Source organism: Methanolobus tindarius DSM 2278 (assembly GCF_000504205.1).
GTDB classification, from domain to species: domain Archaea; phylum Halobacteriota; class Methanosarcinia; order Methanosarcinales; family Methanosarcinaceae; genus Methanolobus; species Methanolobus tindarius.
Map to the genome: position 1 here is coordinate 1963600 of NZ_AZAJ01000001.1, position 26601 is coordinate 1990200.

Sequence of the window (26601 nt, forward strand, 5' to 3'; positions counted from 1 at the left end):
CTTTGTTTCGTCTTCTTAGGAAGACGGATGCTATGTGTAGACTTCATACTATTTAAACTATTTGGTTTGTGCAGACAACACTATAGTTTTTAGTACAAATTTTCATAAATAATTCTATAAGTAATGCGCGTTTGTCGCCTAAATTAGCTATGAAAATAGCAAATCCCACACATTATATATTTTTATCACTAAGTAATATAAAAAGAGTTCCCCATTTTTCGTGCAACTTATCCTCATTTGCTATTTATATGGGGCAAGACTTTAATATCGTCAAATTTATAAAAATTTTTAAGGAACAGGTATTTTCCAATAATCCAAAATTGAAAACCAATTATATTAAAAAATCTGATGCAAGTCTGGTAATTTATGCAGTTATAAAATTAACTGCAACAAATAAAAGATAAAGAACAAAACCCCGTTCTTCAAAGTTTCTTCATCTTGCTGTATTCCATAACTGCAGAAACAGGGTGAGTCTCTACATTTATGCCTGCTTCCTCTACAGCGGCAACAGAATTAATTCCAACCATTACAGGGATTCCAATCTTTCCTCTTTCAATAGGTGCGTAGAGGACATCTTCTCCCGGATCTCCTATTGTCAGGTGACCGGAAATGTCGTGTTTGCTTGCAACACTAAGAAGTTCTTCGGCTCTTGTGGCGGCTGATGCAGGGATCTGGCGAACATTAGCAAGCATCTTCCCGTTGCCGGTATCAATAGCTTCAAGAATGGATGTTGCTTTTCTTCTCAGGAAAATCTTGATAGGGTCAATTGATGTCCCACTATATGATATAAGATCCAGGAAACCTGCAGGAGAGTAATCTTCCATTTGCATAAGACCGCCAAAAACCGGTACTACAGGAATTCCATTGTTAAGGAGCAAGCCGTCAAATGTAATACTGCACACGGTTGCAATGGCCACTTTTCCGTCGGGGACGTAAATATCAAGGTCAGTGTCCTCTTCAATAATCCCAACTCTCGGGCTGATAGTGGCACCATGATCCATGGCATACTTTATAATGTCAGTGGCATTGTCAAAGTCATCTTTGTCTATATTGGTAACGTTGACTATCACATTTCCCTTGCCTGTTTCGAGGTCATAATCTGCCTTATAGATCAGCTCTTCTATCCTTGTGATGACAAAACCGAACCTGTCACTGATAAGGGCATCATTGAGTTCCTTCTTTCCACGTTCAGTTATGGTGCGCCCGATGTATCCGTGCTTCTTGGTAAAGCCCCTTTCATCCAGTATCCGCAAATGATACCTGACGGCCCTTTCTCCAATTGCATAACCACGGTTATGGAGCTCATCAGCAATAAGGCGTGCACCTAAAGGCTTGTCGCTTTCATTAATGATGCGCATGATTTCAACAAGCTTTCTTTCAACGTTTGGATCTGTCATTTTTTCACCCGAAGATGTTATTGAAGGACTCTTCAACGGCGTATAGTTATATTTTTGTCTATTTAAGATGTGCGATAAATATTTCTTCTTGCCTCTTATATTCTTCCGGTCCTCAGGATATAAACAACAAGCCACATTCCCAAAAATCCAGCCATGAGAAACCCGATAACTCCAAGCAGGGGGACTCCCCATATGTGTGGCTCCATGCCGGTTTGTATGATAAATGATGAACCAACAATTATGGCTGAAATGATTAGACTGAACGAAAGCCGGTTACTTGCAGCATCTATTTCAGATACGACCCTGTCAAATCCCTGCGGGTCAAAACGCAGTTTAAGGTAGCCTCTTTCAGCAATATCAAGTATATGCCCTATCTGTATGGGTGCTTTGTGAAGTACTCTTGCCCAGTTGCTTGCGTCCCTGAAAGTACTTCCTGCAATGTTAGTAAGTCTTAGTCTGTCTTTTATTGCTTTCTTTGCAAAAGGCTCTGCGATTATTGTCAGGTTGATATCCCTGTCCATAAGGCTTCCAAAACTTTCAGCGGTCATCGCTCCCTTGGAAAGCAGTGCAACATTGGAAGGCACTCTCACCTGGTATTTTCTCAGGAGATTTATCATTTCTTCAAGTATCAATGCAGTATCCAGTTGTCCAAGTGGCCTGCCATAGTACTTGTATATCAATTGATCAATATCTATTTTGAGTGCTGAAAGGTCGGTGTTTTCATCAATTGAACCCAGTTCCCTGAGAAGCTCTATGTAAAGTACTGTATCTCCTCTTGTAAGGGCTATCAGGTCATCGATTAGGAGGTTGCGCATATCCTGGGACAGGAACCCTGCCATGCCAAAGTCAAGAAGTGCAATCCTGCTATCCTTCATTATGAATATATTTCCGGGATGAAGGTCTGCATGGAAAAAACCATCATCGTATATCTGTTTCATGAAAGCTTTCAGGACATCGATTCCAATTTCCCGTCTGTCAACTTCCATGCGGTCAAGTTCTTTAAAATTGCTGCTTTTTACCCCATCAATGAATTCAAGTGTGAGTACTTTTGCACTGGTGCAGTCCCAGTAGACCTTTGGAATGTATATTCTCGGATCATCCCTGAAGTTACGTGCAAAATGATCCGCATTTCTGCCTTCCTGGGTATAATCCATTTCAGCCTTTATGGTGCGTTCAAACTCCTCTACAATTCCAACTGGCTGATAGAGTTTCGCTTCCGGAAGATGTTCTTCTGCAAAAGACGCGATACTGTACATGATGTCCAGGTCTGAATTAATTATTTTCCTGATGCCTGGTCTTTGGACTTTTACAACAACATCTTCGCCACTTATTAGTTTTGCACGATGTACCTGTCCTATTGATGCCGCTGCAATGGGTACCGGTTCAAAATACTGGTAAATATCTTTAATTTCAGAACCAAGTTCTGCTCTGATGAGTTTTTCCACTTCATTCATTTCAAATGGCTGTACATCGTCCTGGAGTTTTGAAAACTCATTTGCATACTCAGGAGGAATAAGATCCTGACGCATGCTGAGTATCTGTCCAAGCTTGATATACGTGGGGCCAAGTTCCTCAAGCATCATCCTTGCTTTCATCGGCCCGGTATCAGTATCCTTGAGAACTTTTTCCTGTCTTCTGATACGCGATCTAAGTGGCCTGAGATTGCGAAGTCCCATTCGGTCAACGATGTAACCAAATTCATATTTTATGAGTGCATCAACTATCTTGCCGTATCTTCTGATCATTGAGTATCTGTGGATCTTTCTCTGTTTCATGAGTCCCTTAACTTCGATTTTTATATTTAGATGTATTATTCAATTGTACTGGCTTTATTATTAAATTATCGCATAATGCAATTTATTACAATATTCTTCCAGGTCATCAGCCACTCCTCTTTTCTTAAATTAAAGGGACAGTTATATAATTGCTGAAATCCGATTATGTTTGCCAGCAATAAACTGGTTAATTAGCCACATAAATGGAGTGAGAAAAGATGTTATTTTTCGATATAAGTACATGGGATCCACAGGATAATGAAAAGGTAATTGAACATTTCAAGAATCTCAGACCACCTGCAGGAATTACTATAATCAACCAGTGGGTAGACCTCAACGGAGGGCGTTATTTCATACTTTACGAGGCTGAAAACAACGAAGCATATGCAGAATTCAATATTCCATGGTCTGATGTCTGCCTGATTGACAGTGTTCCTGTAATGGAATCTACGGATTTCATCAAGCTGATGATTTCAAAGGGATTATAATCCCCTTTTCTTAATTTTTTCCTATCTTCATTATTCTTTATTTCCATCTGACAGGCTAATCACTTTTTCACGATTGCCTACCTTTACTGTGAAATCACCTTCCGGTAAGGTGCAGGTGTCATATTTCTGATGAAAATTACCTGCTTCATCAGCTTTAATTGTCTGGGTTGCCAGGAAATCCAGTCTCACATCTCTTTCCCCTTCTATGGCAGTTCCATTGATGACGATTTCATAATTCCCATGAGGTACATTTTTTTCGTAGAACTGTGCAACTCCATTATCTGCATCGAAACTGCGTTTGAAGTCAACAAACATTCTCACAATAAAATTAAGATCGTGTACTTTCTGAGCCACGACCTGAAAACTATTGCTTCCTCCAGGTATTCCAACTTTATCAAACAGGTGTTCGTATCTGTTATCGCTAACCGGTACGGTTATTGAAAATACAACTGCCATTGTGATTGTTTCCCCTGGCTCTGTCTTTCCTGTAATATCAAGAACATCGCCTGTACAGGGGCTGAGTGGAAAAAAGCTCCACTCCTCCACTATTGCTTCAGGATTTCCTTCCCTGTGTTCAGTGGTTAAAGAATAAAGTGCCTTTGAAAAATTTAAAAAGAGGTTGTTGTCTTTGCTGAAGGGCACTCCTCCTTTTTGGTTTAAAGATCTTTTTCCTTGTCAGAGTCTACAAGTTTGTCTATCTTTGCCTCAAGACTTGAAATTATATCCTTAAGTTCCTTTACCTCATCCTTGGTTGCAACATCTGCCTTGTTTAGGGTTTCCTGAACCTTTGATGAGATCTTCTTCTCAATATCTTCCTTCTGCTTTTTCTGTTCATCCATTACTTCACGGACAAACTTTTTACCTTCTTCCTTTTTGATCTCCCCATTTTCGATAAGATCATCAGTAATGTCCTGAACTTTCTCTTCCGTCAGTGCCCATAAGCCAATTCCAAAAAGACCGACTTTCTTCATGACTTCTGTGATGTCTGTAACGTCTTTCATTTTAAACCTCCAATGATTAATTAGCAGGTGTTAGAATAAAAATCTTGTTCTGAAAAAAGACTACGTCTGGAAAACTGCCAACAAGAAAAAAGGAACTGGCCCGTAGGCCATTGTAATTAATTATCTACAAGTTCGTGCAGGTCATGCTCGAGATATTTTGCATGGCTCATTTCTATGAGCTTCTGGCAAACATCATCAGGATTTCCATCCATTGTAATTTCTGCATCATCCAGAAGAATGGCCCTATGTGCAGCTTCTCTCACAAAATCGGTGTGATGGCTTACAAACACAATTGTAGTGCCGAATTTCCTGTTAATGTTTTTCAGGGAATTGGTCACATCCCTGAGTGTTACTGGGTCAAGGTCACCGAATGGTTCGTCAAGCATGAGTATTTCAGGACTTGTAACAAGTGCCAGTGCGATATAAGCTCTGACGTGTTCTCCACCACTTATCTGGTATGGTGTTTTGTCCAGAATTGACATTGGAAGGTCAAGGGTTTCAAAAATCTCTGCAGCCTGTGTGTCAACTGTACCTTTGGTGATTGTAGGGAAGAGTTTTGCATAAACATCTACGGACAAACCAATCTCACGAAGTGTCTTGTCCTTTTCTTCCTCGGTAACTTCTGTAATTCTGTAAAGAGTATCGAGCTTTTCATCAGATATCCCAAATTCAGCAGCTTTTTGCCTTGCATAGTCCAGAGAACCTTCGCCTTTCAGACGAAGTTTAAAAGCAAGCTGATCTCTTATTGTAGAATGGGGTGATAGTGTGAATTCCTGATGCATAGTGCTCATTTTTCTGCGAAGATCCAGGCGCTGTATAGTAAAATCGATAATGTTAAGCCATTTTCCTTCGTGCAGGTAAGTTATTTCTCCTTCTTTAGGGACCCTGAGGCCTTCTATCATTTTAAGCAATGTTGTCTTTCCGGAACCTGATGGTCCGATAAGTGCAGTAATCTCTCCCTTGTTAATATCGAGGGAAAGGTCTTCAAATTTCAGGACTTCTCCTACACGCAGGAGTGCAAAACGGTTTGAAAGTCCTCTTACTTTTATAACAGGTTCTTTGCTTGTAATTTCTGCCAGAGGAGTCTGCTCTTTAATATCTTTGAGGAAATGTTTCAGCACATCTTTCGCTTCTCCTGTTTCAACGACCTTTCCCTCTTCAAGGTAAACAACCCTGTCTGCAAGGTAAAGGTGGATTTCCGGAAGATGTGAAACAACAATAATAGGAATATTAAGTTCTTTTCTGATGTCTTTTATTACATCAAGCATCTCCTGTTTAGTACCGGGGTCAGTCATTGTTACCGGTTCGTCAAGGAGTAGAAGTTTTGGTTTTGCTGCAAGCTGGCGGGCAAGTATGAGTCTCTGTTTCTCGCCACCACTTAACAGGTTGGATGAATGTTTTGCTTTATGTTCAAGCCTGACAAGGCTCATGTAGTACATTGCTTCTTCATAGATCCCTTCATAATGAAGTGATTCTGGTTCCGGTAATCCTTCATGGCCTTCTGCCAGGAAGTTCAGCCGACGTACAATGTTTTCAATAGCAGGTCCGTTCCAGAGCCCGAAATTGCGCTGAAGGTGTATAGCACTGTTACGTGTCAGGAATTTGACTTTTTCCCTTTCGGGATTTGGTTCTATTCTTTCACCATTAAGCTCAAAGTACCCGGAATCAAAGTCCTCAATACCACGAAGTATCTTCAAAATAGTAGTTTTCCCACTGCCGCTCTTTCCGGTAATTCCAATAATCTCACCGTCTGCAACATTAAAACTGACATTGTCAAGAACTCTTTTTTTTTCACCATTTAACTGGTATTCTTTTACGATATTCTGCACTTCAAGCATTGCCAAACCTCCATGGGTTATTTCGGTCTGAAGGTAAATAATAGATAAATATGGACAATTAATATCTGTAGAAAAGGAAAATCCTTCAATTACTTCTTTATGGCTGAAACCAGCTCTTCTATCTTAGCAGTGACGTTTGAACTCTCTTCCAGAATAGTTCCTGTAACAATCATGTCCGCTCCGGCAAGGGCGCACATTTTTGCAGTCTCACCGTCACGTATTCCCCCGCCAACTATTAACTTGTTGTTTCCAAGGACGTGTTTGACAGCACCTATCATTTCCGGAGTTACTGGTGAGTCCGCACCAGATCCTGCTTCAAGATACGTATAGTGCATACCAAGATATTTTCCTGCCAGTGCATATGCCACCGCAAGTTCCGGTTTGCGTTTTGGTATGAGCTTAGCGTCACCTACCCATCCAACAGTTCCTCCTGGTTCTACTATAATGTATGCCATGGAGATGGGTTCAATTCCACTCTTGTAAACAACCGGGGCACCCATTGCCTGATTGGTGGTGATGTAATTTATATCTCGGGAATTGAGTAAGCTCATGAAAAATATAGCATCAGCATGCTTGCTGACACCAGATGCATTTCCCGGGAATAATATTGTAGGCTTATCTGTTTTCTCTTTTATTTTAAGGAGCGTCTGATCAAGCAACACTCCTCCGGCTCCAGTGGAACCACCGACCATTATAGCATCTGTTCCTCCGAGTGCAGCTGCATGAGCTATCTCTGCAGCCTGATCCGGAGTCTGTGATGCCGGGTCGATAAGTGTCAAGTGAACTGTACCTTCGCTTTCAGCGATCTTATCAAGGTACTCTTCCACTTGCATGAGAACGATCAGCCACCCTTTGATTCCTTGGATTTCATGCGCAGGCTTTTGCCGCCGCATTTTCTACATCTTGTTGCACGTACTGCATTGCGGGCATTGCAGTCCATACAGATCTTCTTAATCAGTATTCTGTTTTCAGCTTCTGGAAATCTTGCCATTATTTTTCACCTGAATGATTGTAATATGTAATTAGGATAATAGGCTGCTTACATGATGCTCAAAACATATAATTGTTTTGGCAATTCCAACCTCATTTCATGTCCTATTGAATAATCCTGAGACTACTTTCTATGGTATAAACATTGCTGCTAGTTTTTCTCTTTTTCAGGACAAACTATTTATCAAGTATCATAATTAATAATGAACGATGGCTATGTCAAATGAGGATAAGGAACAAAGAAGACAGGAATGGTATGAAAGAGTCAAAAAAGAGGGTAAGCTCAAAAGAGATCCAAAAGAGGAACATGACGCAAAACTGAAGACCCTGCAAAATCCTGTCAGAAGGAACATTATCAAAAGCCTGAATAAAAAGAAAATGACATTTGACGAACTAAAAGCTGAGTTCAATCTTGATAATATGCCACTGAAGCTTCACCTTGGAATGCTTGAGGATATTCTGTTCGTTGAAAAAGAGGATGATACAACTTACATTATCACTCCACGCGGCGAAGACTATCTTGAAGCTGCAGACACCAATACTGAGACAAAAGATGATCTGAAGAAAAGATGGCAGGAATGGCACGAGAAAGCAGAGAAAGAAGGCAAACTCAAGGCAAATCCCACAGAGGATCACAAGGCAGGTTTGAAAGCCATGCAGAATCCTACTCGCAGGCACATTGTTGAAAGTCTGGGTGAAGGAAAAATGACCTATGATGAGGTCAAGGAACAATTCAACCTGAATGATATGCAGGCTAAACTAAATCTTGATATGCTTGTGGATACTCTCTACATTGAAAAAGAGGATGATACAACTTACGTCCTCACACCCCGCGGAGAGGCATTCCTTGCGAATGTGGATCATCATCATCTATAATTCTGTTTTTCCGGGCGGGCTTGCATTTGTTACCCGTCCGCGATAGTTTGATTACACGTAAGATACGATTTCTTCAATCTATCAGATTTCTTCTTCATTGGCCCATATTCTACATTGTTCAATTTTGATCAATGGATCAAAACCTTGTTCTTTTCCCATATTGGAGAGCATTTCACAGGGAAATATTTCACATTCACCACAATGACCGAGTTCTTTTGCTTCACAACATGTTTTTACACCACATTCTCCTCCCCAGAATGTTTTCTCCATGGTTAAGCATCCTGTGCATGAAACCTGTTCTTTGCGCTCACATGAATCACAAAGTACTCCGCATCTTGATTCAAACATAATATCACTAATTTTCCCAATAAAAATCGAATTAACTACAAAAAAGGTATAAAAAAGAGATTTAAATGAGGCGATGCGCCTCATTCTAATTACTCGTTCAATTTTGCAAGTACTTTTTCTCTTGCTTCACGGGCATCAGCACGTCCCTTTGTCTTCTGCATGACCTTACCAACGATGAAGTTCAGGGATTTTTCCTTTCCTCCAAGGTAGTCTGCCACAGCTTCAGGGTTCTCTGCAACTGCTTCTTCTACTGCCTTTGCAACGATATCATCTTCCACTTTAAGAAGTCCTTTCTTTTCAACAATATCCTGTGGCTTTCCACCGTCGTCAAGGACTGTACGGATGATTTCAACACCACTCTGTTCAGTGATCTTGTTACCTGTTACAAGCCCGACAACAGCAACAATGTCCTCTACTGTGAATGCATTGATGCTAAGTTCACGGTAGTTAAGCTCGCCCTTGAGGATATCAGAAACCCAGACCGCTGCATCCTTCGGATCGACTTTTGATGCTACTTCTTCAAAGAAGTTGGCTACCTTGATCTCGGTTGTGAGTGCTCTTGCATGAGTTTCACCAAGGCCGTATTGTTCCATAAAGCGCTCTCTCTTTGCGTCAGGAAGTTCCGGCAGCGTCTTGCGTACGTCTGGTACCCAGTCAGCAACTCTAAGTGGCACGAGGTCAGGTTCCGGGAAGTAACGGTAATCGTGTTCCTCTTCCTTGGTACGCATGGAAATTGTTACACCTCTTGCTTCATCGAAGTGCCTTGTTTCCATGACGATTTCCCCACCACGTCTGATGTGGTTCTTCTGTCTCATTATCTCATAAACGAGAGCTCTCTCAAGACCTTTGAATGAGGAGATGTTCTTAACTTCAACACGGTCTCCCCAGAATACGGAAACGTTTGCATCGGCCTTCATTGCACCTTCGAGGTCACCGTCAAAAACACCAAGATAATCAAGGATGCTCCTGAGTTTCTCAAGATAGCGTCTTGCTTCCTTTGGGCTTCTCATATCAGGTTCACTGACGATCTCAATAAGTGTCATACCTGAACGGTTGTAGTTGATGAGTGTACCCTTTGACCTGTCAATTGTACCCATGTGCTGCAATCTTGCAGGGTCTTCTTCAATATGTGCACGGGTAATTCCAACTATGTGTTCTCCGTCTTCGCCTTCGATGATAATTTTTCCATTGGCGGCGATTGGGAAATCGTACTGCGTTGTCTGGAAGTTCTTTGGAAGATCAGGATAGTAGTAGTTCTTCCTGTGGAACTGGGTTTGCTCCACTATGTTACAGTTAAGTGCAAGACCAACCTTTATGGCAAATTCCACTGCCTTCTCATTAAGGACTGGCAGCGAACCTGGAAGTCCGAGACAAACAGGACATACATGTGTGTTTGGTTCCGAGTCATGGTACTCTGTGGAACATCCGCAGAATAACTTTGTCTTGAGCTTGTTCAGCTGTACGTGAACCTCAAGTCCAATCCTGATTCCGTCAGGGTTCTCGTATACCATTATGCCACCTCCGGTGGTCTTCTGGTGTGATGATTGGTATTTTGTTCGAAGCTGTAAGCAGCTCTGATGATGGTGTTCTCATCGAAGTGCTTACCAATTATCTGAAGTCCTACAGGCATTCCATCTGATAATCCACATGGAACTGAGATAGATGGTACGCCTGCAAGGTTGATTGGTACTGTGTTGACATCAGCAAGATAAAGTGAAAGCGGGTCATCTATCTTCTCGCCGATCTTGAATGCCGGTGCTGGCATTGTTGGTCCCATGAGCACATCAACGTTTGCAAGAGCCTTATCAAAGTCCTGCTTCACAAGTGTTCTGACCTTGAGTGCTTTAAGATAATACTTGTCATGGTAACCTGCCGAAAGCGCATATGTTCCAAGAAGAATTCTTCGTTTTACTTCCGGACCAAAGCCTTCTGCACGGGTCTTTGATGCCATGACGTGCCAGTTCTCACCATCTGCACGGTATCCGTATCTTGTACCATCGAAACGTGCAAGGTTTGATGATGCTTCACTCATGGCTATAATATAATATGATGCAAGGGCATATTTTGTGTGTGGCATGGATACCTTTTCGTAAGTAGCTCCCATATCCTCGAATTTTGCGATTGAATCCCATACTGCCTTTTCGACTTTCTCATCGATGCCCTCTCCGAAATACTCTTCAGGAACACCTATTTTCATGTATTTCACATCGTCCTTCAGGGCATCACTGTAAGTGTTCTCCCTGTTGATTGATGTGCTGTCCCTGTTGTCGTAGCCTGCTACAACATCCATTATGTTTGCGATGTCTGCTACGTTTGTTGCAAGGGGACCAATTTGTTCCAGTGAGTTTGCATAAGAAATGAGTCCGTACCTTGAAATGCATCCGTAAGTTGGTTTTATTCCAACTACGCCACAATATGCTGCAGGACACCTGACTGATCCACCTGTGTCAGAACCAAGAGATACTGGCACTTCACCTGCCGCAACGACTGCTGCACTGCCACCGGATGAACCTCCGGGAACTCTGTCCATATCCCATGGGTTGAACGTTGGCCCGTAGTAGCTAGATTCTGTGGAAGTTCCCATGGCGAATTCGTCCATGTTTGTCTTTCCGAGGATAACTGCACCTGCTTCCTTGAGTTTCTCAATGACATGTGCATCGTATGGTGGCACATATCCCTGAAGTATCTTCGATGAGCAGGTTGTGGAGAGTCCCTTTGTGGAAATGTTCTCCTTGATCGCGATTGGTACGCCTGCAAGCGGTCCTTCGTGACCTTTTGAGTCTATCTCGCGGGCTGTGTTGATTGCCTCGTCTGAAAGAGTGGTAAATCCGTTAATCTTGCTCTTGCCAATGGTTTCAATGTAAGAGGCAGTGACCTCTTCGGCTGAAGAGTCTGCGATTTTCTTTCTGATGCCTGAAATGTCTGTCCATGCTGCCATTTGTCCACCTCACATGATTTTCGGAGTCTTGAAGTTGCCTTCCTGCTTGTGTTCGGTGTTTGCAAGCACATCTTCCTGTGGCATCGATTCTGTGACTTCGTCTTTCCTGAACACGTTAACAATGTCCGCTACGTGGTATGTGGGTTCTACGCCTTCGGTGTCCACTTCATCGAGCTGCCCGAAATATCCCAGTACGGAGTTGAGCTTCTCAGCATACGCATCGGATTCCTGTGCATCAATCTCGATACGTGCGAGCCAGCCTACGTGTTCTACCTCTTCTTTAGTGATCATCGTAAGTTCCTCTGATTTGAAATAGAGTATAGTTATAATATGTAATAATTTAAGTCTTAGAAAAGCAGGCGATTATATTAAAAATGTTGGTTAAGCAGGTTGCTTATGTCTGGTAGAATGTGGGCATGATTTTCAGTGTGGTCTATTAATCAGCATAAATTGAATTTCTAGTCCCGATTGATATATTAGTTCTAAAAACTAATATTAACAAAAATTAACAAAATAATTTCTCTAAAACAACCGGGAGTCAGATAATGTGGGTATAATAACATTCATCCTGAAAGCAATACTAAAGGAACGTTTTTACAAATTGCAATTGCATACAAAGACATTATCCATTGCCAGCAAACGCTCTGACCTGCCAATTTATACAAGGCTGCTTGCAGCTTTTGTCACCATCTATATACTAAGTCCAATTGACCTGATTCCAAGTTTTATTCCTGTCATTGGTGTTATGGATGATATTATTCTTATTCCTCTGGCACTGATACTTGCTATCAAGATGATTCCCAGGCCGATAATGAATGAGTGCAGGCACATGGCAGAATGTGAACTTTCTGCTAAGACCTCATCTGGTTCTGCATCTTAAATTTGTTAAATTATTCTATTCCTGATTGATTTTATTCGCACAAGGAGTATTGAGGTATTATGAGCAAACATGAAAACCCGTGGATGGATGTTGAAGGTGAGGATATTCCGGCGACAATCAAACTTGATCCTGTTCTTTTCAGGTACACACATCCCAATGCTCATGTTCTTGATGTTGCCTGCGCAACAGGAAAAGTGACCATTGAACTGGCATCACATGGATTTCCGGTCACAAGCATCGATATTAATCACGATGCTCTTGAAATGACTGCAAAAGCTGTTTTAGATAATGAAATTCAGATAATTCCTGCATTTGCAAGAGCCACAGCCCTTGCTCTTCCATTTGCAGATGGGATTTTTGATGTTGTTATAATGCAGGCTTTCCTCACGGTTGTGGTTTCAACAGAAGATCGCTCAAAAATTGTACGTGAAGCCTGCCGTGTTCTTAAGCCGGATGGTCATCTCTACATTGCTGATTTTGGACAGACGTGGCATTTGGATATCTATCGGGAACGTTATCTCAGGGATTTGCCAGTGACAAGGGAAGAAGGTTCATTTTTAGCTTATGATGAAAAGACCGGGGAGTTTGCTTATACTGCCCATCATTTTACTGAGAAGGAGCTTGTTTTCCTGCTGATCGAAAATGGGTTTGAGGTTGAGTTTTTCAAAAGGGATACATTTGTGACAAGAACCGGAAATAGGGTAAATGGGTTTGTTGTGGTGGGAAAAAAGAGAAAGAAGATGAAAAATCAATAATAACCGGAAGGAACAGAATACCAATTATCAGGTACGTCTCCTGTTCCTGAACTTACGTCAAGGATGTATTCATTGTTATAATAATACCAGATCTCTATCACAGAGTAGTTTTCATTCCGGAAGTAATCGAAATCAATGTCCTGGTAATTGTCAGGATAGATCACTTCCCCAAGATCATCGTCATAGTACGGACCTACTGTAGCATCCACAGGGAACCATTCTCCATCCTCGTAGACTTCAACCCATGCATGTCCACCGTTAATGTTACTGCTGGTCACCTGACCCATAACAACCCTTAAAGTCTCTTCATCATATTCACCGGAGCCTATCAGTAACGATGCAAGAGTATTAGCCTGTTCGGTACAATCACTTACTATCTCACCTGGCATAGGGTTTGAATCGAAGTCTGGAGTATCCTGCAGAAACTCCGTAGGAGTGAGCCATCCATCCGGCTGGTCGTTCAGGGTATTATCAGACACCCAAATCCATGAAACTGCAGTCTCATAGATCTCATCTGCATCATCAAGATCTTCATCCTTAAGATATTTCTGCACAGCATCAGCGTATGGCGTTACATATTCCTGAACCCGTAAAACACCTGTCGTTTCAGGAGTTTCGGCCTTAAGAAAATCACTGAGATCTTTTTTGCCAGCCGTTTCCTGCTGTAAACATGGAACCGAATCCATAATGATATTTTCACAAAGATCGTTTGAAAGAACAGCATTTATTGCATCTTCTGACCCCATGTCTGAAACATTTTCTTCAAGAGAGGTAGAAGGAAAAGATGTAGTTGAATCATCGTCCTCATCATATACAGCATAAACTGTGAACATCAGTATTGCTATCAGGAAAATAAGAAGTATCGATTTTTTCATAGTATTTAGCCTTGTATGACCACATGAATTCTGTTTGGTATGTTAACTACAACTCTCTTCATCTTATATAATTTTAGTTATTACAGTAATAAATTTGTGGTCTGATACTGGAATTAGCCATGTAAAGCGTCTTTCAGCTTCACATTCTACATTAGAATATCCTCGGTTTGCCATAACATCCGCAACATCCCTTCCGTTTTCAAATGAGAGCTTTGATATGGTTGTGATGCAAGCCTTCCTGATGATCATAGTCTCAAAAGAGGACCGCTCCTACATCATCCACAGTTTCATCTCCATCTGGTTGATTTCGGGCAGACCTGATATTCGTAGACCTGTCATGAACGTTACATCAGAGACCTGTTGGTAACAAATTAGATGGATTCATTCTTAGTCCATGATGAGAAGACTGGAGAAGTTGTTTACGTTACCTACCATTTTACTGAGAAGTAGCTTGTTTTTTTGTTGATTGAGAATTGATTCAGGTTGATTTCTTCAAGTGGGATGAATCTGTGACAAGAACTGGGAATCGGGTCAATAGGTTTGTAATTCTTGGGACTAAATATTTTAAGTCAACTTATTGATTGTAAAATCAATTTGTATTCGGAGTGCACATTATTAAGAACAAAATGTCGTACATATTCTTAAAAGAAGTATTAATTATTCGTAATCAACCTCCTTTAAATTAAATATTAAGTGTTTGAAATACACGATTCATATTCTTGTATGTATTCAATATAGTTGTTTCGAATAAAATTCTTCAGTGAATCTGGCATTCGGATTCTTGGTGCAATTGAAGTGATAGCATTTTTTGGTCCCCATGGGAGTATTATTTTTGGCGGTTTTTTGTATTTATTGGAGATTTTTGGAATTGATTTATGTATAGTAGTTGCGCAGCAATAAAAAAACCAAAGCATAAACTTCCCACGAATATATTTTTCAGCCCCATCTTTCTCGTGAAATTCCTTTTCAACTACACTTATACTCTCTGGTGTGTCACTTTTTATATTGCAGCAGTTCTCTATGTATTCAATGCGACTATCAACTGTTTCATATTGAGTTTTAAGAAAAATATATGCATTTTTGAATTCAAAAAAATCTTTTGGTTTAATTGAATCTAATTCTAAACGGCATCCTTTGCGTTTCCATAGTATTATTTGAGCCATAATAGGCGTCATTGCTTCCTTAAATTTAATTAGGTTATCATTAAAAATATCATGTATTTTCTCGATTTCTTCTTTTTCTAATCCAGAAAGATTAACATTCATTACTTCTGAAAGTATCTTTTCAAGAGTTTCACTATTTACAATGTAATTCTCTACAGAATAATCATCTGTAACAAATATGTTTTCAGCAACATCTCCAATATTATCAAGAAATTCTGCTAAGTCTCTATCGACAAAAAAACAAATTCTCTTTGTAGAGAATCGTTTCCAATCAAAGGTATCATGCATTTCAAAGACTTTATCCCTATTTCCTGGTCTATACAATTGTAATTTCCATTGGTCTGGAAAGAAATTGTCCATTCTTTGGTAAAAAGAAGGATCATCTCTTCCTTCAACAAATCCATAAACAATTTTGCTCTCTTTTTTGTAATGACCCAGAAATTCGTGATACACAACATTTGTACTTTTGAGAGCGTCATTGTGTATTTCTATCATTGACATTTATTCATATCTCCAAAAGAAATAAACTCTCCAAGAGCATGCGAATAACCTTTAAGCTCGTTGTCATAGATAAATGGTGAATGAGTAGCGGCCACCAATCCTGAACAAAAAGCTCCATTATGTATATCTGTTAGGAAGCGACGCTGCCATGGAACTGATAATGAAAGTTCTGGCTCATCAATTATTACAAAATAATGTTCTTTCCCAGAGAGGTATAGATGGCTAAACAAAGATACAATCTGCTTTTCTCCAGAGGATAAGTCACTAAGATTTATAGCATCATTTTCATTTTTTGTGCTTATTGGAACAATCGAAAAGCTAAAATCTGCGCTATTATATACAAATTTTTTATCAACAATATATTCAGAGCACAAATCACAAAAGTTGGATATCTGTTTTTCACGTTCCTGAAGACTTTCTTGGAATTTCAAAAGCTTTAAGAAGTAATGGCATATTATTTTACTTCTCTCATCTAATTCTTTAGATCTGCGAGCTTTATCTATAACTTCATATAAACTTTCTTTGGCATGTTTTGATAAAATTCTTTCGTCTATTCTGTTAAGAACACCTCGAATTGTGTCTTCAGAAGCATTAACAATCTGCAGGATGGTTACTTTATCATATTCTTGTTCTAAAACATCCCCTAAATAGCCAAGAGTAAGCTTATTTAAATTCTCACGAGCAAACTCTTTAAGTCTCAAAAGCGTGCTTTCAATTGCATTTTCAACGTCTTTCATCCCAAATTCAACTAATTCAATATATGACTCTTCTGTTTCACGATAAAAATTGCGATTTCTTTTAGCTGCTTGAAATTCATCAGAATCGACACCTTTCAAAATACTATTCAATTCTCTTTCAATACGCCTATAAGTGGGGAGATATATTATCTGGGCATTAATCAACTTTTGTATTTCTTTTATATCATTCCAAAACTTATTATCTGTGATGTCATATCTATGTTTTAGAATAGTAAATTCATCTTGCAGGTACCTTTTAGGGAATCCATATTTTGTAGCAAGTCTTTCTATTTCAAATGGTATTTGTTCATCTCTACCCGAAGCTAAAAGTTCTTCCAGTTGATGTATAATTGCTGAGGGCAAGTTTGGTCTCGTACGGGAATGTCTATAATTAGATGACATTATGCTATTATAGTTATCACTTAATTCCTCATAGTCAATTTCATATTTTTTGCCAGATATTTTAATATGGATAGAATCAAATCGATTCTGAAGCAAAGGACCCCATTTTCCAGATAATACATAAAAAAGAATTTGTAGAAAAGTAGTCTTTCCTGACCCATTTTCGCCTACAATAATAAGAGTATTGTTCTTTAGTTGAACATCGATATTACGATTTCCATGAAGTCCCTTTATATTGATATGTTCTAGTATTCCTTCCATGTAAGCTCCTCGACTCCTAAATAAATGTAAATACCGATGGTGTATTTAGCACAATTTTATATCTATTTTTCCTTTTTTTTATAAACCAAACAAAACTAATACGAGTTTATGCATATTTATTCACAATCTATATATTGTTCCAATTCGACCATTTTTATATGTTATTTATCTATTCTGATCCTACATTTCAATATGTAACAGGAATTATGTTTCACTCTTTCAAAATCCCATGAAGAACCAATTCAATAAAAAGCTCCACAACATCACGCTGCACTTTCGGGTCACTTTCACATGCAGTCATAAGAATAGAATCCAGTAGTGAGAATGAAACGATTGAACGTATGATTTCAGGAGGATGGTCCTATAATCATCCCTTTTTTAGTCATGTTTCAATATATTTTATTACAATCAGAAACGTAAGCAGTTTACTGATATGGCACACTTTTAGGGTGAAAATATCTGGAGAGAAAAGCAAATGAACATTGCCAGTTACTTATCTATCACAAAAAGAGCTGGTTGTGCATTTGCTTATCCGCTCTTAATCAGGACTTGATACTTATGACTCTCATTATTGTTGATCAGGATTTATGTACGGGATGCGGTATTTGTGCTAAGGTATGTACAACGCGTATAATCGAGTTGGTTGAAGAATCAAATCTTCCACAGGTGCAGGAAGCAAATGTTCTGCGCTGCATCAAATGTGGCCATTGTGAGGTTTTCTGTCCTTCTCAGGCACTTATTCTGGATCTGTGTCCTGACGAGAAAGTTACTCTGCCTGAAGATGTTGGTGATATCTCAACAGAAGATATAGGTCTTTATCTTAAGAAACGCAGGTCTGTGAGACATTTTACAAAAGAGCCTGTGCCACGGGAGAAAATACTTGAGATTCTTGATATTGCCCGCTATGCTGCATCGGGAACCAATGGTCAGCCGGTTCAGTGGCTGGTAATTCATGACCCTGAAAGAGTCCGGAAGATTGCCGAACTCACAATCGAATGGATGAAAAGCCTTGTGAACACCTCTCATCCCATGAGTGGCTATGTACCTTCACTGATTTCAGCATGGGAGAATGGAAATGATGTAATTTGCCGGGATGCTCCGCATCTGCTCTTCGCACATATTCCCGAAGAAAATCCTATTGCACCAGTTGATGCCATAATCTCCCTCACGCATTTTGACATCACAGCACCTGCATTTGGAGTAGGTACCTGCTGGGCAGGATTTGTTGCTGCGGCTGCTACATCTTATGTACCTCTTCAAAAAGAACTTGGTTTCCCGGCAGGAAGAAAAAGTGCTTATGCAATTTTATTCGGCAACCCTCTGTACAAAATATATGGCATCCCACGCAGGAAGTCTCTTGAGGTTATGTGGCAGTAATGCAATTTTGAGATTTGCTTGAATGCTCTTTAAAGTAGAATTTCTGATTGAACAATTAATAAATATCAATACATATCTATTCAAAAAAGTAAGTTAGTCCTGCAATAATCTTGCAGGAATACTTTGTTTATGCAAATGGGTGCGCAGCACTGTCTTTTTTAGCAAGTGCTTCATCAACGGTAGGAGTTCCATCAACTGCACGCTTGATTGCAAGTTTTGTAGCTTCGTAGTTGTACTCGTAGATCTTATCCTTGTCCTTTGCATCCCACTCGATGAATACAGAGACAATGATAAGGAGATCTTCAGCTTCTTCCTTTGGAATTACTCCTTCTTCAACACTGTCCATTACAGCTTTTGCAATTGATGCCTGTGCTGGTCCGAACATCAGGGATGCCTGTGCAACATTCTTCATTGTGACTTTGTTTACAAGGAGTGTTGCTGGTTTTGGTGTGACATTTGGTTCAAGTACGGCAAGCAAAGGAGAGTGCCCCTGTCTTGGCATTGCAAGGGAATTCATAAATGCATTCTCAACAGCGCTTCCTTTTCTACCTATCACAAGGTCTATGTGAGCAACTTCCGGTCCTTCACCAACAAGGGCTTCGCCTATCAGACTGTTTACTATCTTTGTCATATTATCTCCTCAATCAGGACTTTGCAGAAATGAATTGCATGGTATTCTTGATTCTTGATACATTTCTACTGTTCCTTATTTCACATCACTACATACCGGGAGAACATGTAAATACTTATTCTAACCATTTGGTAACCTGGTGAGAAATCATGGGAAACCTGGAACACAGTCCTATAGACCTGGCAATCAAACTAATAAGCAAGAAATGGACGCTAAACATCATCAGGGATATGTTCTGTGGAAAAAAGCAATTCAATGAATTCTTAAAAAGTAATCCGAAACTCAGTAGCAAAGTATTGTCTACTAAATTGCGTCAACTGGAGCAGGACGGGTTGATAGAAAAGGTAATTGTATCCAAAACACCGATAACCATAGAATATCACCTGACAGGTAAAGGCAGGAGTCTGAACAGGGTGCTTTATGAGCTTTCAGGATTTGCATATAAGGAATGTGCGGACGAGTCAACACCGGCATGTACAGAACGCAGCTATGAGTTGACTAAAGAAATCCTGAATATAGATGATTGAAAATTTGACTGGATTATTTTGTTAATCCATTCTTCTGCGGTAGCATTGGAATATGCCGCTTTTGGCGGATGATTGCCCTGTTTTTAATTTCAAAGCCTAAACAAATAATCAATTCAACAGTTTTGCTTTATTTTCTACCCACGCCTTTGAAGAACATATAATTGAATGTCCCGTACTCCGCCGCCGTCCTGTGTAAATCTTCAATTCCCCTGTCAAATGTGTCTGCATCAAGGATTCCTGTCTCAATGGCATTTTCCCTGACACCTTCAACCATCGGTATAATTGTCCTCCTCACAAATCCTTCTTCCATATGAGGCCGGCTGGAATCGCTGTAAACCATGCGTGGTGAAACAGCAATGTCAGAAAATCCTGCCTGTTTGATGAGCGGATAAATCTGCCTGCCAATGAGTGAATTTCCTCCAAGCCTTGCCTGTACTTCTATCAGACTGTTCCATGCTTTCACTGCCTCCTCGGTTTCGGGATAGAAGAAACATGAGCCGTGGTCGCCTTCGATGACAGTGATGGTGCCGCCTGATTTAAGCACTCGGCGCAGGTTGCTCAATGCCTTTACAGGCTCTTTGAGATGTTCAAGTACAAAACACACAAAAATATGGTCAAAGCTCTCCTCATCAAAAGGCAGGTCGAAGATATTCTCAACACTGAACTCCACATTCTTTACTCCCTCACTGGCAGCACGCTTTTTTGCAAGATTTAGGGATTCTCCAGAGATATCAATTGATGTAATCTGTGCACCCGGACTGTTTTTTGAAAGAATAACTGTCTGTGCACCGATACCACATCCGGCTTCGAGTACTTTGCTGCCTGCGGGATACTTTGTATCGCTGTGAAGGAGTTCTTCAAGTGTGTTTGCCTGATCGCAGAGACGGGATGCTTCTCTTTCGGAGTAGCCATGAACATAGTCATTGGAGACCATGCAGGAATATTGGGTGTCTGTATATAAATATCGAGAGGTTTTCTTCCTTATAAGATCCCTGCAACAAGTACGAGTACAAGGCAGGTAAATGTGGTTGTAAGCGCAAGAATTGTTTTGTCCTCATCTCTTTTATTTAGTACAGGTGGACTTGAACGGGAAAATAATACAATCAATACAGGCAACATCAGTGGAGCTATCCAGAAAACATATTTGATGCTTTCATAATCAACAAAACCATAAATTGTAGCAGAAATTGCTGCTATGATTGTCCATCCTGCCACTAGAAAAGACCTGATGACTGTCCTCTTTTTAACAATAGGAATCCATGATAAACTAACCTCACTTGCCATGTGTTATTGTTAACTTCGTCTATATATAAAAATATTGGTGAAGTTAGAATTAACAATATATAATCAAAAATTCCCGGTATAGTTGAGTGGATATATCCGTTTTTTTGTTGAACCCATATCAAAACTATAAATACTATCTCTCTGAATGTTATTATGGGGATATGAATGGAATTCAGAGAAATCTCTGATGATCAATGGAAATTTATTAAGCCACATTTACCACCACAACCAATAACCGGAAGAAAGAGGGCTGATGACCGTAAGGTCATCAATGGTATTCTCTTTGTTCTGATAACTGGTTGCAGATGGGGAGATATGCCAGCTATTTATGGTTCCCAGGCAACTGCCTGGAGAAGGCTGAAAAGATGGTCAGAGGAAGGTATATGGAACAGGATAATGGAATCCCTTCGGGATTCCGCTTACCAGAATGGTAAGTTCTCTATGGATGTTGTATGTGTTGATAGCAGTTTCATTGAAACTAAAAAAGGGGAGAAGACTCCACATACAACGGTCATAAAAAAAGGAAAGGCATAAAGATTCATGTTTGTGTAAGTTGTGACGGTTTTCCATTGACGATCCAAATTGCTTCTGGAAAGGAACATGATAGTCAACAATTTATCAAGATCATGGAAAGTATCAAGGTTAAGACTGATAGAAAACCAAGAACAAGACCATTAGAAGTACTTGCAGATTCAGCTTATGATAATGTTGCTATACGGAAGTATCTAAGATCCAGAGCTATAAAAAGTAACATTCCAGTCAACAGCAGGAATGAAAAACACAGAAAAAGAGGAAGACCTACAAGATTCGAGTATGAGTCATATCATAAAAGAGGAACTATAGAACGATTCTTTGCATGGTTGAAGATGGGATTCAGGAAAATAGCAAGTAGGTATGAAAGACTGAATATTGTTTTCAAAGGGTTATTAGATATTGCATGCTTCTTGTTATGCTGGAAAAAGATAGGGGAAAGGTTTTGAAATAGGCTCGTTAAATATAAGTTCTGTACAACATTACAATTAGTTGGAGATTTGGCCATAATTTATGTCAATTGTTATTTACGATTATTTGCTTGGAGTGTAAACGTCAGTCTTGCAGTACATGATAAAACTGTATCTTGTGCCTTTGTTTCATCTATGTATGACGTTTCAATATGTCGTTTCAGTCTAACTTTATCATTCGTTTCACCCATTAAACTATTTGTAAATATGAGGTATAAACATGAAATTTTCCAATAGGATAATTAAATCGCCAACGTTAAGATTCGGGATTAATTTGTTGATTCTAGTCGCTCTCACATGCATTTCTTTGCATCTTGCAGTTGCAGGTAGTAATCCGGAACAGGTAAATGCAACTATTGTAGCAGACCTCCAGCAAACAGTAGGTAAAGACCTGTTCAGTCTTGTGGATAGTGATGTTTATGAAGGCTATGACAAAAATACAACTCCTTATTTTAATGTAATCTGGAGTCCTGATGGTGATCAAATGTTAATTCAGACATCTGTTTTTCTTCACATAATAGGGGGAGGAGATTTTGGTAGTGCCAGAGTACACGCTCTTTATATTGCAGATGCAGATGGTTCAGATTTAAAGTGCGTTGTATGGGGTGAATCAAAATCCAGTGAAGGTCTGGTTATTAGATCGCCTTTATGGAGTCCTTCTGGTAATTATTTTGCATATGTTGAAGAATCAACAGGTGGAATGTACCGGGTAACATCTTCACAGCTTGTGATAATGTCAAATGAGCTTCAGCCTGTCCATAGGATTGATCAGGATCTGGACGTAAGCGGATCAATTTCTGAGATGCCTGTTAATTATAAATGGTCACCTGTAGAGGATAAAATTATTACTTTTATTCCGGGAAACTTAGTCGTTTTCAATTTAGAAGACAATACTAATTTCAGTTTGGACATAGGTGATAATTATTTCAAGATTAAAGATGTTACATTATCAGGTGATGGAAGCAAACTGGTATTCTCGATGCTGGAAGATGATTATACCAAAATCCATAAAGAAATGTTTCTTGTAGATATTGAAAACAGAGATATTGACCAGATATATTCCGCAGAGGGCGCAGATTTTTATTATGTAAAATGGAGTCCTGATAGTAAAAAGCTGGCATTCACTCAAAATAATATTACAGAAGGAGATGGCACCATTGTTTATGTTTTGTCCTTCAGCGATATGATCGGGGAAAAACCTGCTATAATGCCCTTATTAGATTATGGAAGTATTGAAGCGTGGTATCCGGACAGTGAAAGACTTTTAGTTTCTAATGTTTCGAGTAAGATGCATGAATTGTTAACAGTTTCAATAAATGGTGAAATTGATAAATTGTTCAGAGTTGATTCGGATTTTGATACAATTCTTAGTGAAAATGGATGTGTTCTGGTTGTCCGTCGTACTTTAGACCGTGATGTCCCATCAAGAATGTATAATCTCACTTTGCTCAGCGGGCAGGATCAGATGGAAATAGATAATGTGTACTATTACAGTCTGGAGGGTAACGATCTCATATTCGTTTCTGATTCAAAAATTTCCTATCTTAATACTGCTACGAATGAAGCATGGTCTATTCCAACACCAATAGCATACCCTGAAACAATAAGTCTGAATCCTTCAGGCCATTCCATGGCTGTTGATGGTTACATCATGGAACTTCAGGGTTTTGAAAAGCAGGCAGTTACATCAGTTGAAAATGACACTTACGGCTCAGTTCCCGATGAAGAAGATGTTATAAGTGAAATGAATGAGCAGGTAGAAACGGGAAATAATGGCAGTATTTCTTCTTTTATTAATGAAAAGGTGGATGCTTTTTTTGGAGCTGTCACGGAAATATTGGAGGCTTAAAAGCCTCTTCTATTTTGTTCTTTAAGACTGTGATATTTTTGGAAAGATATCAAAATTCAGATATTTCCCTGCAACATAGCTGCTATAGCCACAATTACAAAGATAGCAAAAGTAATTCCCATTTCTTTAATGGCTCTCTTTTCTTCCCTTTCATTTAAGTTCCTGGTATTTGGATTAGCTATAAGCAACACCCATATTGGAAGACTTATTGATATACCCCAGAACAAGTATTTTACTTCGTTGTAACTTACTATTCCAATTGCTGTGGCGGCAATAAGGGCAATGTAACTCCATCCTACAGCAATAAAACAGGTGATTACTGTTTTCTTATTAACAGGGGGAATCAAAGATAAGTTAACCTCACTCATGGTAAAATATTGGGCAACAACCTTATAAAAAGTTATTGCGCAACACAAAAATATTAACTATTACTTGCTTTCCCTGCGATGGATAGAATACATCTGGATCTTCTTCATCTTTGCCAGATTGAGGGCATTCTTCATCTCCTTTTCCTCAAGCAGACGTGCATCAATGTAACCGTTGTCTGCTGCCTCGTTGAAGATTTCATAGCCAATGCTGGAACGTGCAAGTACCGTGGTCCATCCCTGAGGCGTGCCAACACCACCAAACGAGATATCTGCGTTCTCAGCAGCCATATCTGTACAGTATTTGCATGAACTGCTCCTGTACTGGTCAAACTCATCAAGTGGGAATACCTTGAGTTCATCAGGTGTCTGGAATTCGAACTTACCCTTGCGTATCTTCATAGACTCAATATCAGCAAGGTTCATATTCCTGTTTTCAATGAATTCCTTGATACCTTCATAATAGAATGTGTCCATGCAGAACAGACCCATTTTAAGGATATTAGCTCTCATGAAATGGTGAAGGAAACCCTGTGGACTTTTCTGCATTTTAGTGACCGCATCGATATTACAACTTGGTCCGACAAAAGCAATGCTTCTCATGCCATCCTTAACAGCATCCATCAAAGGTTTAAGCGTCATACTGTGGCTGTAAATGCTACCTGAACCCTCAAGGATATCCTCGTATGTTTTCGCAATAACAGGAACTGGTTTCCAGGGTTCTTCTTCAGATTTTGTCGTTACAATGGCACAGTCTATGAGCCCTGCATCAAGTGCATATCCAAGCATGGCGGTCACAACACCTCCATCCTGACCATTCAGTCCGGGGAGGGTAGACTTTGCACAGTAAGCATTACGAAGCTTGCCGACAAGTCCGGCCTCAGTTGTGATTGTCCTTGGACATTGATTATAACAGACACCACATGCTGTACACTTGTCTACAAGAGTAGGCTGTTCATTCTTGATAACAATAGAATCGCAGGAAGCAGAACATGCCCCGCAAAGGGTGCATATCCCAGGCTTGATGATTTCTTTCCTGAGTTTTCCAAAAGAGATCTTTTCCTTTTCAGCAATGGACCTCTTCAGACGTACTACTCTTTTCTCAACAATGTCAAATTTATCTTTACATTCAGACGAGCAGAAACGATATTTTTTCCCTGCATAATCAGCAGAATATGAGGTGTCTTCCTGCACTTTGTTTTTACATATAGGATCGATAGGCATCTTAATCTCCCAGGATCGCGGATGTCCTTAGTATAAATCTGTATATTGTTCTTATTGTATAAAACTAAATTTGAATTTAATAATCGTGATGGTTCTCTGCATAATGATTATTAGTTATAATTATTATTTATGAGAAAATTTAGGGCACAATGTTTTTACATAATATGCTATATCAAGTAAACTTGTCTTCAAATAACTGGATATGAATTTCATCACATTATCCAGTAAAATACCAACTGGAAAAGAAGTGACCCAAATGGTAAAAACAAATTCTAACAAAGACCTGCTTAAAGAGAAAGGCTTTCTTTCACAGAGGCAGGATGATTTCTTTTCAATGCGCCTGCATGCTGCAGGTGGAAATCTTACATCCGACTACCTCAGGGCAGTTGCGGATGCAGCAGACCGTTATGGTAAAGGCTATGTTCATGTGACATCACGTCAGGGAATTGAAATTCCGTTTGTCCACCTGGACAACACCGAAGCCGCCAGAAATGATATGGATTCTAATGATATTGGTCCCGGAGCTTCAGGAAAAAAAATTCGTGCTGTAGTCGCATGTCAGGGGGACAGGGTCTGTAAACGCGGACTCATCGATTGTCAGGGAATCTGTGAAGAAATAGATGAGCTCTATTTTGCAGAACCTGTGCCATACAAATTCAAGATAGCAGTAACAGGCTGTCCTGCATCATGCCTTAAAGTTCAGGAGAACGACTTTGGTATCATGGGATTCTGCGAGCCGGTTTTTGTGGAAGAGAATTGTGTAATGTGCAGGGCATGTGAGAAAGCATGTGGCTCCTCTGCCATTACGATAGAAAATGGAAGTCTCTATCAGGATATGGATAAATGCGTCTCCTGTGGTTCATGCATCCGGGTATGCAGAAAAGATTCTATGCAGAATCAGCAGCAGGGATATACAATATTTGTAGGTGGAAAAGTGGGTAAAAAACCACGCATGGGTGATATGTTGCTCAGGACAACAGATAGGTCTGTAATTTTTGATGTGCTCGAAAAATCCGTGAATTACTATCGTGAGACTGCTCTGGAAGGAGAAAGACTCGGTGATGTTATTGACCGTGTAGGTCTGGATGAGTTCAGAGAAACAATAAAGTGATCAGGAC

Annotated in this window: 30 protein-coding genes; 11 read left to right on the plus strand and 19 right to left on the minus strand. The window is 39.8% G+C overall.

Annotated elements, in window-relative coordinates; translation table 11 throughout:
- Positions 1-422 precede the first annotated feature (422 nt).
- Together METTI_RS09485 and METTI_RS09490 are read right to left on the minus strand one after the other, a co-directional pair.
- On the minus strand, positions 423-1397 hold the full coding sequence (locus METTI_RS09485; RefSeq protein WP_023845601.1) for a DUF128 domain-containing protein: 975 nt from the start codon (positions 1395-1397) through the stop codon (positions 423-425).
- Positions 1398-1492: 95 nt separating this feature from the next.
- Entirely contained in the window at positions 1493-3172 is a 1680-nt protein-coding gene (locus tag METTI_RS09490; protein WP_023845602.1) for an ABC1 kinase family protein, read from the minus strand.
- Between the two features lie 218 nt (positions 3173-3390).
- Here METTI_RS09490 and METTI_RS09495 point away from each other — a divergent pair, with 218 nt between their 5' ends.
- Complete coding sequence (locus tag METTI_RS09495; protein WP_023845603.1) at positions 3391-3660, plus strand: DUF3303 domain-containing protein; 270 nt, start codon at positions 3391-3393, stop codon at positions 3658-3660.
- Positions 3661-3690: 30 nt separating this feature from the next.
- Here METTI_RS09495 and METTI_RS09500 read toward each other — a convergent pair whose 3' ends face one another.
- From METTI_RS09500 to METTI_RS09520, 5 genes are all read right to left on the minus strand, one after another.
- Complete coding sequence (locus METTI_RS09500; RefSeq protein ID WP_023845604.1) at positions 3691-4302, minus strand: hypothetical protein; 612 nt, start codon at positions 4300-4302, stop codon at positions 3691-3693.
- 14 nt (positions 4303-4316) lie between these two features.
- On the minus strand, positions 4317-4661 hold the full coding sequence (locus METTI_RS09505) for a phasin family protein (RefSeq protein WP_023845605.1): 345 nt from the start codon (positions 4659-4661) through the stop codon (positions 4317-4319).
- A gap of 116 nt (positions 4662-4777) precedes the next feature.
- On the minus strand, positions 4778-6499 hold the full coding sequence (locus METTI_RS09510; RefSeq protein WP_023845606.1) for an ATP-binding cassette domain-containing protein: 1722 nt from the start codon (positions 6497-6499) through the stop codon (positions 4778-4780).
- 89 nt (positions 6500-6588) lie between these two features.
- On the minus strand, positions 6589-7332 hold the full coding sequence (locus METTI_RS09515; RefSeq protein WP_023845607.1) for a geranylgeranylglyceryl/heptaprenylglyceryl phosphate synthase: 744 nt from the start codon (positions 7330-7332) through the stop codon (positions 6589-6591).
- An 8-nt stretch (positions 7333-7340) separates the two neighbouring features.
- Positions 7341-7490, minus strand: a complete 150-nt coding sequence (locus METTI_RS09520; protein ID WP_023845608.1) for a 50S ribosomal protein L40e — start codon at positions 7488-7490, stop codon at positions 7341-7343.
- Positions 7491-7699: 209 nt separating this feature from the next.
- On the opposite strand from METTI_RS09520, the gene METTI_RS16110 reads away from it, so the two are divergent.
- Entirely contained in the window at positions 7700-8365 is a 666-nt protein-coding gene (locus METTI_RS16110; protein ID WP_023845609.1) for a helix-turn-helix domain-containing protein, read from the plus strand.
- Positions 8366-8446: 81 nt separating this feature from the next.
- On the opposite strand, the gene METTI_RS09535 is transcribed toward METTI_RS16110, so the two are convergent.
- From METTI_RS09535 to gatC, 4 genes are all read right to left on the minus strand, one after another.
- Complete coding sequence (locus tag METTI_RS09535; protein ID WP_048135347.1) at positions 8447-8713, minus strand: DUF3795 domain-containing protein; 267 nt, start codon at positions 8711-8713, stop codon at positions 8447-8449.
- Between the two features lie 89 nt (positions 8714-8802).
- Positions 8803-10224, minus strand: a complete 1422-nt coding sequence (gatB, locus tag METTI_RS09540) for an Asp-tRNA(Asn)/Glu-tRNA(Gln) amidotransferase subunit GatB (protein WP_023845611.1) — start codon at positions 10222-10224, stop codon at positions 8803-8805.
- Complete coding sequence (gene gatA / locus METTI_RS09545; RefSeq protein WP_023845612.1) at positions 10224-11651, minus strand: Asp-tRNA(Asn)/Glu-tRNA(Gln) amidotransferase subunit GatA; 1428 nt, start codon at positions 11649-11651, stop codon at positions 10224-10226. The genes gatB and gatA overlap by 1 nt, the downstream gene beginning before the upstream one ends.
- Before the next feature lie 9 nt (positions 11652-11660).
- Entirely contained in the window at positions 11661-11942 is a 282-nt protein-coding gene (gene gatC / locus METTI_RS09550) for an Asp-tRNA(Asn)/Glu-tRNA(Gln) amidotransferase subunit GatC (RefSeq protein WP_023845613.1), read from the minus strand.
- A 256-nt stretch (positions 11943-12198) separates the two neighbouring features.
- On the opposite strand from gatC, the gene METTI_RS09555 reads away from it, so the two are divergent.
- Together METTI_RS09555 and METTI_RS09560 are read left to right on the plus strand one after the other, a co-directional pair.
- Positions 12199-12531 carry a YkvA family protein gene (locus METTI_RS09555; RefSeq protein ID WP_023845614.1) on the plus strand — a complete coding sequence of 111 codons (333 nt, stop codon included), beginning with the start codon at positions 12199-12201 and terminating at the stop codon, positions 12529-12531.
- Between the two features lie 59 nt (positions 12532-12590).
- Complete coding sequence (locus METTI_RS09560; protein ID WP_023845615.1) at positions 12591-13286, plus strand: class I SAM-dependent methyltransferase; 696 nt, start codon at positions 12591-12593, stop codon at positions 13284-13286.
- Here METTI_RS09560 and METTI_RS09565 read toward each other — a convergent pair.
- Positions 13280-14161, minus strand: a complete 882-nt coding sequence (locus tag METTI_RS09565; RefSeq protein WP_023845616.1) for a transglutaminase domain-containing protein — start codon at positions 14159-14161, stop codon at positions 13280-13282. The genes METTI_RS09560 and METTI_RS09565 overlap by 7 nt on opposite strands.
- A 94-nt stretch (positions 14162-14255) precedes the next feature.
- Between METTI_RS09565 and METTI_RS16010 the strand changes: the two genes are divergently transcribed.
- Positions 14256-14528 carry a class I SAM-dependent methyltransferase gene (locus tag METTI_RS16010; protein WP_211232190.1) on the plus strand — a complete coding sequence of 91 codons (273 nt, stop codon included), beginning with the start codon at positions 14256-14258 and terminating at the stop codon, positions 14526-14528.
- Positions 14529-14850: 322 nt separating this feature from the next.
- Here METTI_RS16010 and METTI_RS09575 read toward each other — a convergent pair whose 3' ends face one another.
- Together METTI_RS09575 and METTI_RS09580 are read right to left on the minus strand one after the other, a co-directional pair.
- Positions 14851-15825: a DUF4435 domain-containing protein gene (locus METTI_RS09575; protein WP_023845617.1), complete on the minus strand. Its 975-nt coding sequence runs from the start codon at positions 15823-15825 to the stop codon at positions 14851-14853.
- The gene (locus tag METTI_RS09580; protein WP_023845618.1) at positions 15816-17225 is read right to left on the minus strand and encodes an AAA family ATPase; all 1410 of its coding nucleotides are present in this window, start codon (positions 17223-17225) and stop codon (positions 15816-15818) included. The genes METTI_RS09575 and METTI_RS09580 overlap by 10 nt, the downstream gene beginning before the upstream one ends.
- A 558-nt stretch (positions 17226-17783) precedes the next feature.
- On the opposite strand from METTI_RS09580, the gene METTI_RS09585 reads away from it, so the two are divergent.
- Positions 17784-18602, plus strand: coding sequence for a nitroreductase family protein (locus METTI_RS09585; RefSeq protein WP_023845619.1), 819 nt, complete (start codon positions 17784-17786; stop codon positions 18600-18602).
- A 127-nt stretch (positions 18603-18729) separates the two neighbouring features.
- On the opposite strand, the gene fae is transcribed toward METTI_RS09585, so the two are convergent.
- A complete protein-coding gene (gene fae, locus METTI_RS09590; RefSeq protein WP_023845620.1) occupies positions 18730-19233 on the minus strand; it encodes a formaldehyde-activating enzyme in 504 nt (167 codons plus the stop codon).
- Between the two features lie 149 nt (positions 19234-19382).
- On the opposite strand from fae, the gene METTI_RS09595 reads away from it, so the two are divergent.
- Positions 19383-19760, plus strand: a complete 378-nt coding sequence (locus tag METTI_RS09595; RefSeq protein WP_023845621.1) for a winged helix-turn-helix transcriptional regulator — start codon at positions 19383-19385, stop codon at positions 19758-19760.
- Between the two features lie 127 nt (positions 19761-19887).
- Here the strand turns inward: METTI_RS09595 and METTI_RS09600 are convergent, their stop codons facing one another.
- Both METTI_RS09600 and METTI_RS09605 read right to left on the minus strand, forming a co-directional pair.
- A complete protein-coding gene (locus METTI_RS09600) occupies positions 19888-20694 on the minus strand; it encodes a methyltransferase domain-containing protein (protein ID WP_023845622.1) in 807 nt (268 codons plus the stop codon).
- A gap of 47 nt (positions 20695-20741) precedes the next feature.
- Complete coding sequence (locus tag METTI_RS09605) at positions 20742-21044, minus strand: hypothetical protein (protein ID WP_023845623.1); 303 nt, start codon at positions 21042-21044, stop codon at positions 20742-20744.
- Between the two features lie 165 nt (positions 21045-21209).
- On the opposite strand from METTI_RS09605, the gene METTI_RS09610 reads away from it, so the two are divergent.
- From METTI_RS09610 to METTI_RS09620, 3 genes are all read left to right on the plus strand, one after another.
- Positions 21210-21578 (plus strand): transposase, encoded by a 369-nt coding sequence (locus METTI_RS09610; RefSeq protein ID WP_048135209.1) that lies wholly within the window; start codon positions 21210-21212, stop codon positions 21576-21578.
- 2 nt (positions 21579-21580) lie between these two features.
- Entirely contained in the window at positions 21581-22024 is a 444-nt protein-coding gene (locus METTI_RS09615; protein WP_245596172.1) for a transposase, read from the plus strand.
- Positions 22025-22265: 241 nt separating this feature from the next.
- Positions 22266-23894, plus strand: coding sequence for a TolB family protein (locus METTI_RS09620; protein WP_023845624.1), 1629 nt, complete (start codon positions 22266-22268; stop codon positions 23892-23894).
- A gap of 56 nt (positions 23895-23950) precedes the next feature.
- On the opposite strand, the gene METTI_RS09625 is transcribed toward METTI_RS09620, so the two are convergent.
- Complete coding sequence (locus METTI_RS09625; RefSeq protein WP_023845625.1) at positions 23951-24262, minus strand: hypothetical protein; 312 nt, start codon at positions 24260-24262, stop codon at positions 23951-23953.
- Positions 24263-24322: 60 nt separating this feature from the next.
- The gene (locus METTI_RS09630; RefSeq protein WP_023845626.1) at positions 24323-25483 is read right to left on the minus strand and encodes a Coenzyme F420 hydrogenase/dehydrogenase, beta subunit C-terminal domain; all 1161 of its coding nucleotides are present in this window, start codon (positions 25481-25483) and stop codon (positions 24323-24325) included.
- A gap of 256 nt (positions 25484-25739) precedes the next feature.
- Here METTI_RS09630 and METTI_RS09635 point away from each other — a divergent pair, with 256 nt between their 5' ends.
- Positions 25740-26594, plus strand: coding sequence for a 4Fe-4S binding protein (locus tag METTI_RS09635; RefSeq protein ID WP_048135353.1), 855 nt, complete (start codon positions 25740-25742; stop codon positions 26592-26594).
- Positions 26595-26601 lie beyond the last annotated feature (7 nt).